Source organism: Streptomyces sp. NRRL WC-3626 (genome assembly GCF_000718785.1).
Taxonomy (GTDB): domain Bacteria; phylum Actinomycetota; class Actinomycetes; order Streptomycetales; family Streptomycetaceae; genus Streptomyces; species Streptomyces edwardsiae.
The window spans coordinates 93,922-108,430 of sequence record NZ_JOCA01000006.1; the positions used below are offsets into that span (position 1 = coordinate 93,922).

The following is a 14,509-nucleotide window of genomic DNA, read 5'->3' on the forward strand; positions in this document are numbered from 1 at the left end:
GGCAAAGGGTGCGAACGTGAAGGCGTATTTACGCCTTTCCTTCCCCCGGGGGCGAGATGGTGCGGGCGCCAATGGCGCATTGACTCCGGGAGTGCGGGAAGCGGCCGGCGCCGATATCCGTGGCACTCCGGATGATCAAGGGCATAGGGTGCCGTGAGGGCTGCCCAAAAGGCGGCACCGGTTCCGTTTCATGGGAGTTTCGGGTGACCCGGGCAACGACGTTGAGCCAGACGGATCGTGACATCGTGCGGCTGCTGTACCAGGGGCTGGGGGACGCGGCGATCGGCCGTCGTCTGGGACTCGGCCACCGGACCGTGCAGCGGCGTGTCCAGCAGTTGATGAGACGCTGGGAGGCTCCGGGACGGGTCGCGCTGGGAGCCAGGGCGCAGGAACTCGGCCTCTTCGACGACCGGGAGAGCGGGCAACGGCACGGGGGTGCCGGGCCGTCGGTCGCGGCCTGAGACAGCGGGACGCGGGCCGGAGTTCGTCTCCGGCCCGCGTCCCGAAAGCGATGGTTCGTCGCGTGCGCGCGACATCACGGCGGCGCCGGCGGTTCACACCGGCGCCGGCCGTGAACGGCTCAGCCCGTCAGCCCCAGTTCCCTCGCGATCAGCATCCGCTGGACCTCGCTCGTGCCCTCGCCGATCTCCAGGATCTTGGAGTCGCGCCACATACGGGCCACCGGGTACTCGTTCATGAAGCCGTAGCCGCCGTGGACCTGTGTGGCGTCACGGGCGTTGTCCACGGCCACCGTGGACGAGTACAGCTTCGCCAGCGCCGCCTCCTTCTTGAACGGCTCCCCGGCCACCAGCCGGCTCGCCGCGTCCCGCCAGGCGAGCCGGGCCGTGTGCGCCTTCATCTCCATGTCGGCGATCTTGAACTGGATCGCCTGGTTCGCGCCGATCGGACGGCCGAAGGCGTGCCGCTCCTTCGCGTACTTCACCGACTCGTCCACACAGCCCTGTGCGAGACCCGTGCCCAGCGCCGCTATGGCGATCCGGCCCTCGTCCAGGATGCGCAGGAACTGCGCGTAGCCGCGCCCCTCCTCGCCCAGCAGGTTGGCGGCCGGGACCCGCACGTCCTGGAAGGACAGCTCCCGCGTGTCCGACGCGTTCCAGCCGACCTTCGAGTACGGGGCCGCCACCGTGAACCCCGGCGTCCCGGACGGCACGATGATCGCCGAGATCAGCGGCCTGCCGTCGGGCTTGCGACCCGTCACCGCCGTGACCGTGACCAGGCCGGTGATGTCCGTGCCCGAGTTGGTGATGAAGCACTTCGTGCCGTTGACGACCCACTCGTCCGTGGCCTCGTCCAGCCGGGCCGTCGTACGGGTCGCCCCCGCGTCACTGCCGCCGTCCGGCTCCGTCAGCCCGAACGCGCCCAGGATCTCGCCGGAGCACAGCCGGGGCAGCCACGCGCGCTTCTGCTCCTCGGTGCCGAAGAGATGGACCGGCATCGCGCCCAGCGACACCCCCGCCTCCAGGGTGATCGCCACCGAGGAGTCGACCCGCGCCAGCTCCTCCAGGGCCACGCCGAGGGCGAAGTAGTCGCCGCCCATGCCGCCGTACTCCTCCGGGAACGGCAGCCCGAACAGCCCCATGCGGCCCATCTCCCGCACGATCTCGTACGGGAACTCGTGCCGCTCGTAGAAGTCGCCGATCTTCGGCGCCACCACATCGTGCGCGAACTCCTCGACCGTGCGGCGGAGTTCTTCCAGTTCGGGGGAGAGCTTGTGGTCCATGGTCGGTCACGACTCCTGGTGGGAGAGGGCTCGTACGGTGCGGGACGGGCTGGGTCGGCCCAGATGGGCGGCCATCCAGACGCTCGTGGCGACCAGACGGCCGAGATCGACTCCGGTGTCGATGCCGAGACCCCGCAGCATCCACACGAGGTCTTCGGTGGCGAGATTGCCGGTGGCGGACTTCGCGTACGGGCAGCCGCCCAGTCCGCCGGCGGAGGCGTCGACCGTGGTGACGCCGTGCTGGAGCGCGGCCAGCGTGTTGGACAGGGCCTGGCCGTAGGTGTCGTGGAAGTGCACGGCCAGCGCGGACACGGGCACGTCCGCCGCGCCGAGCGCCGTGAGCAGCGCCGACACATGGCCCGGGGTCGCCACCCCGATCGTGTCGCCCAGGCTCAGTTCGTCGCAGCCCATGTCCAGCAGGGCCCGGCACACCTTCACCACCTGGGCGAGGGGGACCGCGCCCTCCCACGGATCCCCGAAGCACATCGAGAGATAGCCGCGGACATGGACGCCCTCCGCCTTCGCCCGGGTCACCACCGGCTCGAACATCGCCAGCGCCTCGTCGACCGTACGGTTGAGATTGGCCTTGGCGAAGGACTCCGTGGCACTGGCGAACACCGCCACCCGCCTCGCGCCCAGCGCCAGCGCGCGGTCCAGTCCGCGCTCGTTCGGCACCAGCACCGGCAGGGCGACCGGCAGGTCGGACACCGCCGGGTACAGCTCCTCGGCGTCCGCCAGCTGCGGCACCCACCGGGGGTGCACGAAGCTCGTCGCCTCGATGGTGCTCAGACCGGTGCCGGCCAGCCGGCGGACGAACTCCGCCTTGACGGCCGTCGGCACGGTCGCCTTCTCGTTCTGCAGTCCGTCGCGCGCGCCGACCTCGTGGACACGGACCCGCGCGGGCAGCCCCGCGGCCGGTACGGCCATGGGCAGGCCCAGTTCCGGGGCGTTCATGCCGTCTCCTCCTCCACCGGTGCGATGACCGCCAGCACCTGGTCCATCGCGACCGTCGTGCCCGGGGCCACGTCCAGTTCCGTGACCGTGCCGGCGTGCGGGGCGGAGATGACGTGCTCCATCTTCATCGCCTCCACCACCAGCAGGCTCTGCCCCGCGCTCACCTCGTCGCCGACGGCGACCTTCACCACTGTCACCGTGCCGGGCATCGGCGCGGTCAGCGAGTCGGCGCCCGCCTGGCCGGCGCGGGTGAGAGACGCGGCGACCGGGTCGTGGTCGCGGACGTGCCAGGCGTCGCCGTCCCGGCCGATCCAGTCGGCGGCGCGGTGGAAGGTGTGGCGTACGCCGTCCAGGGTCACCGCCACGCGGTCGCCGGTGACCGTGTGGACGCCGCGCGGGGTGTGCGCCACCGGGTCCGTGACGCGCAGGTGGAACGCGGCCGGTTTCGGGGTGCCGCCCAGACGCCAGCCGTCCGGCACCGAGAACGGATCCGTCCACCCGCCCGCGGCCGGCCTCAGCGCCTCCAGACGTACGGCCGCGGCGGCCTCGTACACCTCCTCGGGCACCTCGGTGGAGACGAGGTTCTCCACCTCGCGCTCCACCAGCCCCGTGTCCATGTCGCCCGACACCACTGCCGGATGCGCCAGCAGCCGCCGCAGGAACCCGGCGTTCGTCTGCACGCCCAGCGTCACCGTCTCCGCCAGCGCCGCCCGGAGCCTGCGCAGCGCCGTCGCGCGGTCGGGGCCGTACGCGATCACCTTCGACAGCATCGGGTCGTAGAGGCTGCCGACCTCCGTGCCCTCGCTCAGCCCCGAGTCGGTGCGCACACCGTCGCCCCGCGGCTCGCGCAGCCTCAGCACCGTGCCCCCGGAGGGGAGGAAGCCCCGCGCGGGGTCCTCCGCGCAGATACGGGCCTCCACCGCGTGCCCGGTGAGCGTGACGCCGTCCTGCCCGAAGCCGAGCGGCTCGCCCGCCGCGACCCTCAGCTGCCACTCCACCAGATCGAGCCCCGTGACCAGCTCGGTGACCGGGTGCTCCACCTGGAGGCGGGTGTTCATCTCCATGAAGTAGTACGACGACGGATCGCCGCCCGGCACGATGAACTCCACCGTGCCCGCGCCCCGGTAACCGCACGAGCGGGCCGCCTGGACCGCGGCCTCGCCCATCGCCGCCCGGGTCTCCTCGTCGAGGAGCACACTGGGCGCCTCCTCGATCACCTTCTGGTGCCGGCGCTGGAGCGAGCACTCGCGCTCGCCCAGATGGACGACGCCCCCGTGCCCGTCGGCCAGCACCTGGATCTCGATGTGCCGGGGACGGTCGATCCACCGCTCCACCAGCAGCGTGTCGTCACCGAAGGAGGCGCGGGCCTCCCGTCGTGCGGCGGCGATCTCGTCGGCCAGCGCCGCGACGTCCCGCACCAGCCGCATGCCCTTGCCGCCGCCGCCCGCCGACGGCTTCAGCAGCACCGGCATCCCGATCCCGCGGGCCGCCCCGGCGAGCTCCTCGTCCGTGAGACCGCTGCCGCTCGACCCCGGCACCACCGGCACCCCGGCCGCCCGCACCGTCTCCTTCGCCCGGATCTTGTCGCCCATCAGCGCGATCGCGTCCGCCGGCGGCCCGATGAACACCAGCCCCGCCTCCGCGCACGCCCGCGCGAACCCGGCGTTCTCCGCGAGGAACCCGTACCCCGGGTGAACGGCCTGCGCTCCGGTGCGGGCGGCCGCCTCCAGCAGCCGCTCCACCGACAGATAGCTCTCCGACGCCGCCGCCGGACCGATCCGTACCGCCGTGTCGGCCTCCCGTACATGACGGGCGTCGGCGTCCGCGTCGGAGTACACCGCCACCGAACGCACGCCCATCGACCGCAGCGTACGGATGACACGGACCGCGATCTCGCCCCGGTTGGCCACAAGCACTGTCTCGAACATCGTTGTCCGTCCCCTCACATCCGGAAGACGCCGAACTGAGGGTCGCTCAGTGGCGCGTTGGCGCACGCGGTCAGGGCCAGGCCCAGGACCTGCCGGGTCTCCATCGGGTCGATCACGCCGTCGTCCCAGAGGCGGGCCGTCGCGTAGTAGGCGTTCCCCTGATGCTCGTACTGCGCGCGGATCGGCGCCTTGAAGTCGTCCTCGTCCCGCGCGGACCACTCCTCGCCGCGCCCCTCCAGCTGGTCCCGCTTCACGGTCGCGAGGACGGACGCGGCCTGCTCACCGCCCATCACCGAGATCTTGGCGTTCGGCCACATCCACAGGAAGCGCGGCGAGTACGCCCTGCCGCACATCGAGTAGTTCCCCGCGCCGTACGACCCGCCGACCACCACCGTCAGCTTCGGCACCCGCGTGCACGCGACCGCCGTGACCATCTTGGCGCCGTGCTTGGCGATACCGCCCGCCTCGTAGTCCCGGCCCACCATGAAGCCCGAGATGTTCTGCAGGAACACCAGCGGGATGCCGCGCTGGTCGCACAGCTCGATGAAGTGCGCGCCCTTCTGCGCCGACTCCGAGAACAGGATGCCGTTGTTGGCGACGATCCCCACCGGATGCCCGTGGATCCGGGCGAAGCCGGTGACCAGCGTCTGCCCGAACTCCGACTTGAACTCGGCGAAACGGGAGCCGTCGACGACCCGCGCGATGATCTCGCGTACGTCGTAGGGGGTGCGGGAGTCGACCGGCACCGCCCCGTACAGCCCCGCCGGGTCCGCCTTCGGCGCGACGGCGGGCTCGACCGCCCAGGGGAGGGAGCCCCGCGCGGGGAGCGTGGAGACGATCGTCCGCACGATCCGCAGCGCGTGCGCGTCGTCCTCCGCGAGATGGTCGGTCACGCCCGACACCCGCGAGTGGACCTCGCCGCCGCCCAGCTCCTCCGCCGTCACCACCTCACCCGTGGCCGCCTTCACCAGCGGCGGGCCGCCCAGGAAGATCGTGCCCTGCCCCCGGACGATCACCGCCTCGTCGCTCATCGCCGGGACGTACGCCCCGCCCGCCGTGCACGAACCGAGCACCGCCGCGATCTGCGGGATGCCGGCGCCGGACATCCGGGCCTGGTTGTAGAAGATCCGCCCGAAGTGGTCCCGGTCCGGGAACACCTCGTCCTGCATCGGCAGGAAGGCGCCCCCCGAGTCCACCAGGTAGACGCACGGCAGCCGGTTGTCCAGGGCCACCTCCTGCGCGCGCAGGTGCTTCTTCACCGTCATCGGGTAGTACGTGCCGCCCTTGACCGTGGCGTCGTTGGCCACGACCACGCACTCGCGGCCGCTCACCCGCCCGATCCCGGCGATCACCCCCGCCGCCGGGGCCTGTCCCTCGTACATCCCGTCGGCCGCCAGCGGGGCCAGCTCCAGGAAGGGCGAGCCGGGGTCGAGGAGCGTGTCCACCCGGTCGCGCGGGAGCAGTTTCCCGCGCGCCGTGTGCCGTGCCCGCGCCCGCTCGCCACCGCCGAGCGCCGCCGCGGCCAGCTTGCCGCGCAGCTCCCCGACGAGGGCGCGGTGCGCCTCCTCGTTGGCCCGAAAGGCCTCCGACGCGGGGTCTGCCGCGCTGTGAAGCTCCGGTGCCTCATGCATCCTGCGGGTCCCCTCACCTTGTTAATGAGCGTTAACGCATTTCCTCCAGGTTAACGACCGCTAACCCCGCTGTCTAGAATCGTCTCCATGGCCACCAGAACCGACGCCCCGACCCGCCGTGAGCAGATCCTCAAGGAGGCCGCGCGGCTCTTCGCCGAACGCGGTTTCCACGGCGTCGGGGTCGACGAGATAGGCGCCGCGGTCGGCATCAGCGGCCCCGGGCTCTACCGGCACTTCGCGGGCAAGGACGCGATGCTCGCGGAACTGCTGGTCGGGATCAGCGGCTCGCTGCTGACCGGCGCGAAGCAGCGCCTGAAGGAGGCCGACGGGGTCGCGGCCCCCGAGGCGGTCCTCGACTCGCTGATCGAGGGGCACATCGACTTCGCGCTCGACGACCGCCCGCTCATCACCCTGCACGACCGTGAGCTGGACCGCCTCCGGGACAGTGACCGCAAGCTGGTCCGCCAGCTCCAGCGGCAGTACGTCGAGCTGTGGGTGGGGGTGGTGCGTGAGCTGTACCCGGAGCTGACCGAACCGGCCGCCCGCTCGGCGGTCCACTCGGTGTTCGGCCTGCTCAACTCCACCCCGCACCTGACCCGCCCGGGGTCGCTCCCCGGGCGGGCGACGACGGCCGGGCTGCTGCACCGGATGGCGCGGGGGGCGTTCGAGGCGGCCGGTGCGCGGTGACCCCGGGGGAGTGACGAGTGTTACGGGGGCTCCGCTCTGGACGGCTGTAGATACTCGCCGGTATCTTTGATCTGAGCGAGCGCTTAGACACGTGGGACCGTAACCATCAATTGAGGAACCCCCACGGCGAGCAACCACGTACGCGAGAGCGGCGCCGGCTTAGGCGCAAGAAGGGGTGGCGGACAGTGCGCCGTACGGTTTTCAACGAGGATCACGAGGCGTTCCGGGAGACCATCCGCGCCTTCATCGAGGCCGAGGTCGTCCCCGTCTACGACGAGTGGTTCGCGGCGGGCCAGGCACCCCGCGACTTCTACTACAAGCTCGGTGAGCTGGGCATCTTCGGCATCAGCGTGCCGGAGGAGTTCGGCGGCGCGGGCATGGACACCCACAAGTTCGAGGCCGTCCTCTACGAGGAGACCGCCCGCGCGGGCGTCCAGTTCGGCGGCTCCGGTGTGCACGTGCTGCTCGCCCTGCCGTACCTCAAGATGCTCGCCACCGACGAGCAGAAGAAGCGCTTCCTGCCGAAGTTCGTCTCCGGCGAGGAGATGTGGGCCATCGCGATGACCGAGCCGGGCACCGGCTCCGACCTCGCGGGCATGAAGACCACCGCCAAGCTCAGCGCGGACGGCACCCACTACGTCCTCAACGGCGCCAAGACCTTCATCACCGGCGGCGTCCACGCCGACAAGGTGATCGTCTGCGCCCGCACCGACGCCCCGTCGGCCGAGGACCGCCGCCACGGCATCTCCCTGTTCGCCGTCGACACCAAGTCCGAGGGCTACTCCGTCGGCCGCAAGCTCGACAAGCTCGGCCTGAAGACCTCCGACACCGCCGAACTGGCCTTCGTCGACGTCAAGGTCCCCGTCGAGGACCTTCTCGGCGAGGAGAACAAGGGCTTCTCCTACCTCGGCCACAACCTCGCCTCCGAGCGCTGGGGCATCGCCTTCGGCGCCTACGCGCAGGCCAAGGCCGCCGTCCGGTTCGCCAAGCAGTACGTGCAGGAGCGCACCGTCTTCGGCAAGCCCGTCGCCCACTTCCAGAACACCAAGTTCGAACTGGCCGCCTGCCAGGCCGAGGTCGACGCCGCCGAGGCCGTCGCCGACCGCGCCACCGAGGCCCTGGACGCCGGCGAGCTCACCCCCGCCGAGGCCGCCTCCGCCAAGCTGTTCTGCACCGAGGTCGCCCACCGCGTCATCGACCGCTGCCTCCAGCTGCACGGCGGCTACGGCTACATGAACGAGTACCCGATCGCCCGCCTGTACGCGGACAACCGGGTCAACCGCATCTACGGCGGCACCAGCGAGATCATGAAGTCGATCATCGCGAAGGACATGGGTCTGTAAGCCCCGCGAAACCCCTGCCGTATACAACTGACCCATGAGCCAGGCACTCCAGGAACTCCTCGATCTGCTCGACCTCGAGCAGATCGAGGAGAACATCTTCCGCGGCCGCTCGCGCAGCGCCGTCGTCCCCCGCGTCTTCGGCGGTCAGGTCGCGGCGCAGGCGCTGGTCGCCGCCGGGCGGACCGTCCCCGAGGACCGGCCCGCCCACTCCCTGCACGCGTACTTCCTGCGCCCCGGCGACCCCGGCGCGCCCATCGTCTACACCGTCGACCGGATCCGCGACGGCCGCTCCTTCACCACCCGTCGGGTGGTCGCGGTCCAGCACGGCAAGCCGATCTTCCACCTCTCCGCGTCCTTCCAGACGTACGAGGAGGGCCTGGACCACCAGGACCCGATGCCGGCGTCCACCGACCCGGACACGCTCCCCACCTCGGAGGAACGCCTGCGCGGCTACGCCCACCTCGCGCCCGAGGTCGTGGACCGCTTCCTGGAGGCACGCGCCGCCGTCGACCTGCGCTACGTCGACGAGCCGCCGTACGGCCGCTTCGGCGAGCCCCGCGAACCCCACTCCCAGGTGTGGTTCCGCACCAACGGCAAACTCGCCGACGACCCCCTGCTGCACGTCGTCCTCGCCACGTACGTCTCCGACATGACGCTGCTCGACTCCGTCCTCCTCGCCCACGGGCGCGGCGGCTGGGCCGTCGGCGACGTCGTCGGCGCGTCACTGGACCACGCCATGTGGTTCCACCGCCCGTTCCGCGCGGACGAATGGCTCCTGTACGACCAGCAGTCCCCGACGGCCCACGGCGGCCGAGGCCTCGGCCAGGCCCGCATCCACACCCAGGACGGCCGCCTCGCGGTCACGGTGATCCAGGAGGGCGTCGTCCGGGTTCCCCGGTGAGGCGGGCAGCCCCGGGAAGGCCGTGCCCGCCGTACCGGGATCGGAGCACGGCCCGGTTGCCTAGAGGAGGCCCGCCTCCGTCAGGAGGTAGGCCGTCATCGGGTCGTAGTGGCGGGGGCTTGTCACGTGGTCGTCGAGGGGGACCGTGACCTGGACCGTGCCCTCGGACTCGGCGACGAACAGGGCCGGGTCGTTGCAGTCGGCGTAGCCGACGGAGTCGACGCCGTACTGTCCCGCCGCACCCGCCCAGCCGTGGTCCGCGACGACCAGGTCCGGCAGCGGGCGGCCCTCGCGCTCCAGCGTCGTCAGGATCGCCTTCATCGGCTCACCCGAGTGCGTGTGCCACAGGGTCGCGCCGTGCTCCAGCATCGCCACGTCCGCGAACTGCATCACATAGCCCTCGTCCGTCGTCAGCCCGTCCGGGATGACGACGATCTCGCAGCCGGCGCCCCGCAGCGCGGCGGCCGTCGCCCGGTGCACATCCAGCAGCCCGCCCGGGTGACCGGTCGCGAACAGCACCCGCTGCTGCCCGTCCGCCGCCTTGCGCAGCCGCCCCGCCATGCGTTCGAGCCCGGCCACCGTCAGCTCCGGGTCGATGGTGTCCTGCCCGTACCGGTACTGCGGGTCGTCGTTGACGCCGACCCGCTCCGCCATCACCGCCAGCACGTCCTGCTCGTCCGTCCAGCGGTCGCCGAGCTCCAGGCCGAGCCAGAAATGGCGGTCGCCGTTCGCCAGCTTGCGGTAGTGGGAGAGGTTGTTCTCGCGCGGCGTCGCCACATCCCCCGCGATGCGGGTGGCGACCAGGTGTTCGAGAAGTTCGGCGCGGCTGGGTGTCCCGGGTATCGGCATGCCCCCATTGTGGGGCAGCGGCCTGTGGGCGTCCCTGGCGTATCGCGCGCTGGGACGTGCGTCACGTACTCAGACGACTGCGTACCGCTACTCAGATCCTCAGGTGCGGCGCAGCGCGAACCACAGTTCCATCCGTACGTCCGGGTCGTCCAGGTCCGCCTCCAGCAGCGCCGCGCAGCGGGCGACGCGCTGCCGCACGGTGTTGCGGTGCACGGACAGGGCCACCGCCGTACGGTCCCAACTGCCGTGCAGGGAAAGCCAGGTGCGAAGCGTGTCCATGAGGGCGGGGGCGGCCGCTATCGGCGCGAGCAGGGTCCGGGCGTGGACGTCCGCGTCGTGCGGTTCGACGAGGTCGGCGAGGGCGGGGCGGTCGCCGTGCCGGAGCAGGGGTGTGCGGAGGGCGCGGGCCCGGGAGAGGGCGCGGGCGGCCTGGGTGTCGGCGGCCGGCCAGTCCTCGGGCGTGACGGTCGTGCTGACGCCGAGGGTCCAGCCGGGGAGCGGGTCCACGGGGCGGTCGGCCGGCACCAGGGCGCGGACGGTCTCGCCCGTCGGGTCGATCAGGGGGGAGCCGAGGGCGGTGGCGAGGGCGGCGGTGGCGAGGGGCTCGGGGGGTTCCTGGGTGTTCGGCCGGGCGTGCACCACGTGCCAGAGCTTCTCGCCGAGGAGGGGGGCCACGTCCTCGGGCGAGGCGCCGAGGAGGAGACGGACGAGGGCGGAGGCGCCGGCTTCGGTGGTGCGGGATTGGTGGGGGGCGGTGAGGAGGGTGAGCAGGACCGCCGCGGCGGAGGCGATGGTGTGGTCGCCGGGGGTGCGGTGGGGGGCGGCGATGCCGAGCACGTGGCCGTGGGGGCCCAGGGCGTAGGCGGTGAGATGGGTGCCGTTCGCCGTGTCGGTGGCTGACGTGGGGGTGGGCCGGGGGGTGTTGCGCGGCTCGGCGCCGCGAGGTGCCGCTGCGCGCACCCTCCCCCACTCTCGGCTTGGCTCGAGCGGGGGGACCCCCGTCGCCCCAGCGGCACGACTGCCCGCAGTTGCGTCGGCGCGGTCGGCCGTAGGCGCGGTGGCGGGGCGGACCACCTGGGTCAGGGTGGTCAGGGCTCGGCGTGCTTCCGGGGCGGGGGGCGGGCCCGCCGTGGCCAGTTCGGTGGAGTCCGGGGAGTACAGGGCGGCCCAGCCGCCGACGCGTTGGGCCAGTTGGTGGAGGAGCGGGGCGAGCGGGTCCGGGCGGGACGCCGCGGCGGCCAGGCTCTGCTGGGCCTCCGTGACGCGCCGCAGCTCGGCCAGCCGGGCCTGGGCCATCAGCTGCCAGACCGCCCGCGCCACCCCCGAGAACGTGGTCCTCGGCGGCACCTCCAGCAGCGGCAGTCCATGCATCTCGCACGCCTCCACCAGCGCCCCCGGCACCGCGTCGTGCACCGGTGCCAGGCCGAACCCGAGCGCCGCCCCGCCCGCCGCCACGATCCGGGAGACGTACGCGTCGAAGTACCCCGCCCCCGCCCCCTGAGGGATGTGCACCCCCGCCGACAGCAGCAGCTCCCCGCCCAGCAGATACGGATACGGGTCCGCCATCTCCGAGGCATGTGCCCAGTGCACGACCGTGGCGGGATCGTCGGGTCCCGCGACGCGGCGCAGACCCAGGTCCGCGCGGGCCAGCAGGGCCTCCAGGGACACGGGTGGCGTGGGCGGCACCATGGGATCCGACATGCTGGACACTTCCTCCAGTCCGCGCGACGGGAATGGAGGAAACGTACACTTCGCAGGTGCGGTCCGCCCCTCTATGGTCGGAACGGACCGGCGAACAGCAGGAAAGAAGGCAGTGCCCATGACCAGCAACGAGACGCCCCGCGGCCCCGTCGACTCCTCCCGCGTCCCGCGCTACGCGGGCCCCGCGACCTTCGCCCGGCTGCCACGTCTCGACGAGGTCGGCCGCACCGACGTCGCCGTGGTGGGCGTGCCCTTCGACTCCGGAGTCTCCTACCGCCCCGGCGCCCGCTTCGGCGGCAACGCCATCCGTGAGGCGTCCCGGCTGCTGCGCCCCTACAACCCCGCGCAGGACGCCTCCCCCTTCGCCCTCGCCCAGGTCGCGGACGGCGGCGACATCGCCGTGAACCCCTTCAACATCCACGAGGCCGTGGAGACCATCGAGGCCGCCGCCGACGACCTCCTCGGCACCGGCGCGCGTCTGATGACCCTCGGCGGCGACCACACCATCGCCCTGCCGCTGCTCCGCTCCGTCGCCAGGAAGCACGGCCCGGTGGCGCTGCTCCACTTCGACGCCCACCTCGACACGTGGGACACCTACTTCGGCGCCGAGTACACCCACGGCACCCCGTTCCGCCGTGCGGTGGAGGAGGGCGTCCTCGACACCTCCGCCCTCTCCCACGTCGGCATCCGCGGCCCGCTGTACGGCAAGCAGGACATCACCGACGACGAGAAGATGGGCTTCGGCATCGTCACCTCCGCCGACGTCTACCGCCGGGGCGCCGACGAGGTCGCCGACCAGCTGCGCCAGCGCATCGGCGACCGCCCGCTGTACATCTCCATCGACATCGACTGCCTCGACCCCGCGCACGCGCCGGGCACCGGCACCCCCGAGGCCGGCGGCATGACCTCCCGCGAGCTCCTGGAGATCCTGCGCGGACTCGCCTCCTGCAACCTGGTCTCGGCCGACGTCGTCGAGGTGGCACCCGCGTACGACCACGCCGAGATCACGTCGGTGGCCGCGTCCCACACGGCGTACGAGCTGACCACGATCATGTCCCGCCAGATTGCCGAGGCCCGCGCGAAGTGACTCACGACCACGACCTGGTGCTCCGCCCGACCGCCGCCCAGACGGAGGCCGCGCTGAACCCTCCCCCCGGCCGCAACGGCGGAGACCTCGTCGTGGAGACCCTGGCCGGGCTCGGCGCCACCACCGTCTTCGGCCTGCCCGGCCAGCACGCCCTCGGCGTGTTCGACGCCCTGCGCCGCTCCGACCTGCGCTACATCGGCCTGCGTATGGAGAACAACGCCGGGTTCGCGGCCGACGCGTACGGCCGTATCACCGGTGAGGCGGCCCCCCTGCTGCTGTCGACCGGCCCGGGCGCCCTCACCTCCCTGGCGGCGCTCCAGGAGGCGGCGGCCGCCTCCGCCCCCGTCCTCGCGATCTGCAGCCAGGTCCCGACGGCCGGCCTCGGCGGCGGCCGCCACGGTCACCTCCACGAACTCCCCGACCAGTCGGCCGCGTTCCGGGGCGTCGTCAAGTCCGTCCACACGGTGCGTACGGCGTCCCAGATCCCGTCGGCGATCGCGGCGGCCTGGCAGTCGGCGCTGACCGTGCCGCACGGACCGGTGTGGGTGGAGATCCCGCAGGACGTCCTCCTCGCCGAGACGATCCTGCCGGTGGTGACGGCGATGGACGCCACCCCGGACGAGTTGCCCCCACGCCCCGAACTGACCGCCCTCGCCGCTCACCTGCTGGCGACCGCCGAACGCCCGGCGATCATCGCGGGCGGCGGGGTGATCCGCTCCGACGCCTCCGGCAAGCTGAAGCAGCTCGCCGAGCGCGTCCAGGCCCCGGTGGTCACCACCCCCGGCGGCAAGGGCGCCTTCCCCTGGACCCACCCGCTGTCGCTCCAGTCCTGGCTGGAGGACCGCCACACCACCGACTTCCTCGAGGACGCCGACGTGCTCCTCGTCATCGGCTCGGGCCTCGGCGAACTCTCCTCCAACTACCACACGTTCAAGCCCCGCGGCCGCGTCGTCCAGATCGAGGCCGACCTCGGCAAACTGGAGTCCAACCACCCCGGCGTCGGCATCCACGCCGACGCCCGCCTCGCCCTCCAGGCACTCCTCGAGACGGTGGAACGACGCGAGGACCCGGCCGCGCCCGAGCGGGTACGGGATCTGCTGAACCGCGTACGCGAACGCATCGCCGCGCAGGAACTCACCCTGGAACAGCAGGTGCTGACGGCCGTCCGCCGCGCCCTGCCCACCAACTCACCGTCCTTCTGGGACATGACGATCCTGGCCTACTGGGCCTGGTCCGCCTTCGACGCCATGGGCCCCAACCACCTGCACTCCGCCCAGGGCGCGGGCGGCCTCGGCTACGGCTTCCCGGCCGCCCTCGGCGCGGCGGCCGCCGACCCCACCCGCCCGGTCCTCGCCGTCTCCGGCGACGGCGGCGCCCTCTACTCCATCGCCGAACTGGCCACCGCCCGCCAGTACGACCTCGACGTCACCTGGCTGATCGTCGACGACGGCGGCTACGGCATCCTCCGCGCATACATGACCGACGCCTTCGGCGAACCCACGGCCACGGAACTCACCCGCCCCGACTACGTCGCCCTGGCGGAGTCCTTCGGCGTCCCCGGCCTGCGCAGCAGCCCCGAAACCCTGGAACAGGACCTCGCGAAATCCCTGGCCGCACCGGGCCCGTCCGTCGTCGTACTCCCCACCGTCCTGCGGATGTTCGCCCCGACACACCTGGACTGAGCCCC

Annotated in this window: 12 protein-coding genes; 6 read left to right on the forward strand and 6 right to left on the reverse strand. The window is 72.3% G+C overall.

From position 1 onward, the window contains the following. Positions 1-221: 221 nt before the first annotated feature. The gene (locus tag IF28_RS0111090) at positions 222-461 is read left to right on the forward strand and encodes a LuxR C-terminal-related transcriptional regulator (protein ID WP_030217221.1); all 240 of its coding nucleotides are present in this window, start codon (positions 222-224) and stop codon (positions 459-461) included. A gap of 119 nt (positions 462-580) precedes the next feature. Here IF28_RS0111090 and IF28_RS0111095 read toward each other — a convergent pair whose 3' ends face one another. From IF28_RS0111095 to IF28_RS0111110, 4 genes are read right to left on the reverse strand one after another with little or no spacing between them, the layout of a single operon-like run. Continuing rightward, positions 581-1,741 carry an acyl-CoA dehydrogenase family protein gene (locus tag IF28_RS0111095; protein ID WP_030217222.1) on the reverse strand — a complete coding sequence of 387 codons (1,161 nt, stop codon included), beginning with the start codon at positions 1,739-1,741 and terminating at the stop codon, positions 581-583. Positions 1,742-1,747: 6 nt separating this feature from the next. Beyond that, positions 1,748-2,695 (reverse strand): hydroxymethylglutaryl-CoA lyase, encoded by a 948-nt coding sequence (locus IF28_RS0111100; protein WP_030217224.1) that lies wholly within the window; start codon positions 2,693-2,695, stop codon positions 1,748-1,750. Further along, the gene (locus IF28_RS0111105; protein ID WP_030217227.1) at positions 2,692-4,623 is read right to left on the reverse strand and encodes an acetyl-CoA carboxylase biotin carboxylase subunit; all 1,932 of its coding nucleotides are present in this window, start codon (positions 4,621-4,623) and stop codon (positions 2,692-2,694) included. Before IF28_RS0111105 ends, IF28_RS0111100 begins: the two co-directional genes overlap by 4 nt. Before the next feature lie 14 nt (positions 4,624-4,637). Further along, positions 4,638-6,254 carry a carboxyl transferase domain-containing protein gene (locus IF28_RS0111110; protein WP_030217230.1) on the reverse strand — a complete coding sequence of 539 codons (1,617 nt, stop codon included), beginning with the start codon at positions 6,252-6,254 and terminating at the stop codon, positions 4,638-4,640. Positions 6,255-6,341: 87 nt separating this feature from the next. On the opposite strand from IF28_RS0111110, the gene IF28_RS0111115 reads away from it, so the two are divergent. The 3 genes from IF28_RS0111115 to tesB all read left to right on the forward strand — a co-directional run bounded on the left by IF28_RS0111115 (position 6,342) and on the right by tesB (position 9,185). Then, positions 6,342-6,941, forward strand: a complete 600-nt coding sequence (locus tag IF28_RS0111115) for a TetR/AcrR family transcriptional regulator (protein ID WP_030217234.1) — start codon at positions 6,342-6,344, stop codon at positions 6,939-6,941. 185 nt (positions 6,942-7,126) lie between these two features. Next, the gene (locus tag IF28_RS0111120; RefSeq protein ID WP_030217237.1) at positions 7,127-8,284 is read left to right on the forward strand and encodes an acyl-CoA dehydrogenase family protein; all 1,158 of its coding nucleotides are present in this window, start codon (positions 7,127-7,129) and stop codon (positions 8,282-8,284) included. A 34-nt stretch (positions 8,285-8,318) separates the two neighbouring features. Then, complete coding sequence (tesB, locus tag IF28_RS0111125; RefSeq protein WP_030217245.1) at positions 8,319-9,185, forward strand: acyl-CoA thioesterase II; 867 nt, start codon at positions 8,319-8,321, stop codon at positions 9,183-9,185. 60 nt (positions 9,186-9,245) lie between these two features. Here the strand turns inward: tesB and IF28_RS0111130 are convergent, their stop codons facing one another. Continuing rightward, positions 9,246-10,034 (reverse strand): phosphatase, encoded by a 789-nt coding sequence (locus IF28_RS0111130; protein ID WP_030217248.1) that lies wholly within the window; start codon positions 10,032-10,034, stop codon positions 9,246-9,248. A 99-nt stretch (positions 10,035-10,133) separates the two neighbouring features. Continuing rightward, positions 10,134-11,735, reverse strand: a complete 1,602-nt coding sequence (locus IF28_RS0111135) for a PucR family transcriptional regulator (protein ID WP_030217253.1) — start codon at positions 11,733-11,735, stop codon at positions 10,134-10,136. Between the two features lie 118 nt (positions 11,736-11,853). Between IF28_RS0111135 and speB the strand changes: the two genes are divergently transcribed. Together speB and IF28_RS0111145 are read left to right on the forward strand one after the other, a co-directional pair. After that, on the forward strand, positions 11,854-12,822 hold the full coding sequence (speB, locus tag IF28_RS0111140; protein ID WP_030217256.1) for an agmatinase: 969 nt from the start codon (positions 11,854-11,856) through the stop codon (positions 12,820-12,822). Beyond that, complete coding sequence (locus tag IF28_RS0111145; RefSeq protein WP_030217259.1) at positions 12,819-14,504, forward strand: thiamine pyrophosphate-binding protein; 1,686 nt, start codon at positions 12,819-12,821, stop codon at positions 14,502-14,504. The genes speB and IF28_RS0111145 overlap by 4 nt, the downstream gene beginning before the upstream one ends. The last annotated feature ends 5 nt before the right edge of the window (positions 14,505-14,509 follow it).

Excerpts from the sequence above, each read along its gene's own strand:
- IF28_RS0111115 (WP_030217234.1), top strand. The coding sequence starts at position 6,342 with ATGGCCACCAGAACCGACGCCCCGACCCGCCGTGAGCAGATCCTCAAG.
- IF28_RS0111105 (WP_030217227.1), bottom strand. The coding sequence starts at position 4,623 with ATGTTCGAGACAGTGCTTGTGGCCAACCGGGGCGAGATCGCGGTCCGT.
- tesB (WP_030217245.1), top strand. The coding sequence starts at position 8,319 with ATGAGCCAGGCACTCCAGGAACTCCTCGATCTGCTCGACCTCGAGCAG.
- IF28_RS0111110 (WP_030217230.1), bottom strand. The coding sequence starts at position 6,254 with ATGCATGAGGCACCGGAGCTTCACAGCGCGGCAGACCCCGCGTCGGAG.
- IF28_RS0111100 (WP_030217224.1), bottom strand. The coding sequence starts at position 2,695 with ATGAACGCCCCGGAACTGGGCCTGCCCATGGCCGTACCGGCCGCGGGG.
- IF28_RS0111095 (WP_030217222.1), bottom strand. The coding sequence starts at position 1,741 with ATGGACCACAAGCTCTCCCCCGAACTGGAAGAACTCCGCCGCACGGTC.
- IF28_RS0111130 (WP_030217248.1), bottom strand. The coding sequence starts at position 10,034 with ATGCCGATACCCGGGACACCCAGCCGCGCCGAACTTCTCGAACACCTG.
- IF28_RS0111135 (WP_030217253.1), bottom strand. The coding sequence starts at position 11,735 with ATGTCGGATCCCATGGTGCCGCCCACGCCACCCGTGTCCCTGGAGGCC.
- speB (WP_030217256.1), top strand. The coding sequence starts at position 11,854 with ATGACCAGCAACGAGACGCCCCGCGGCCCCGTCGACTCCTCCCGCGTC.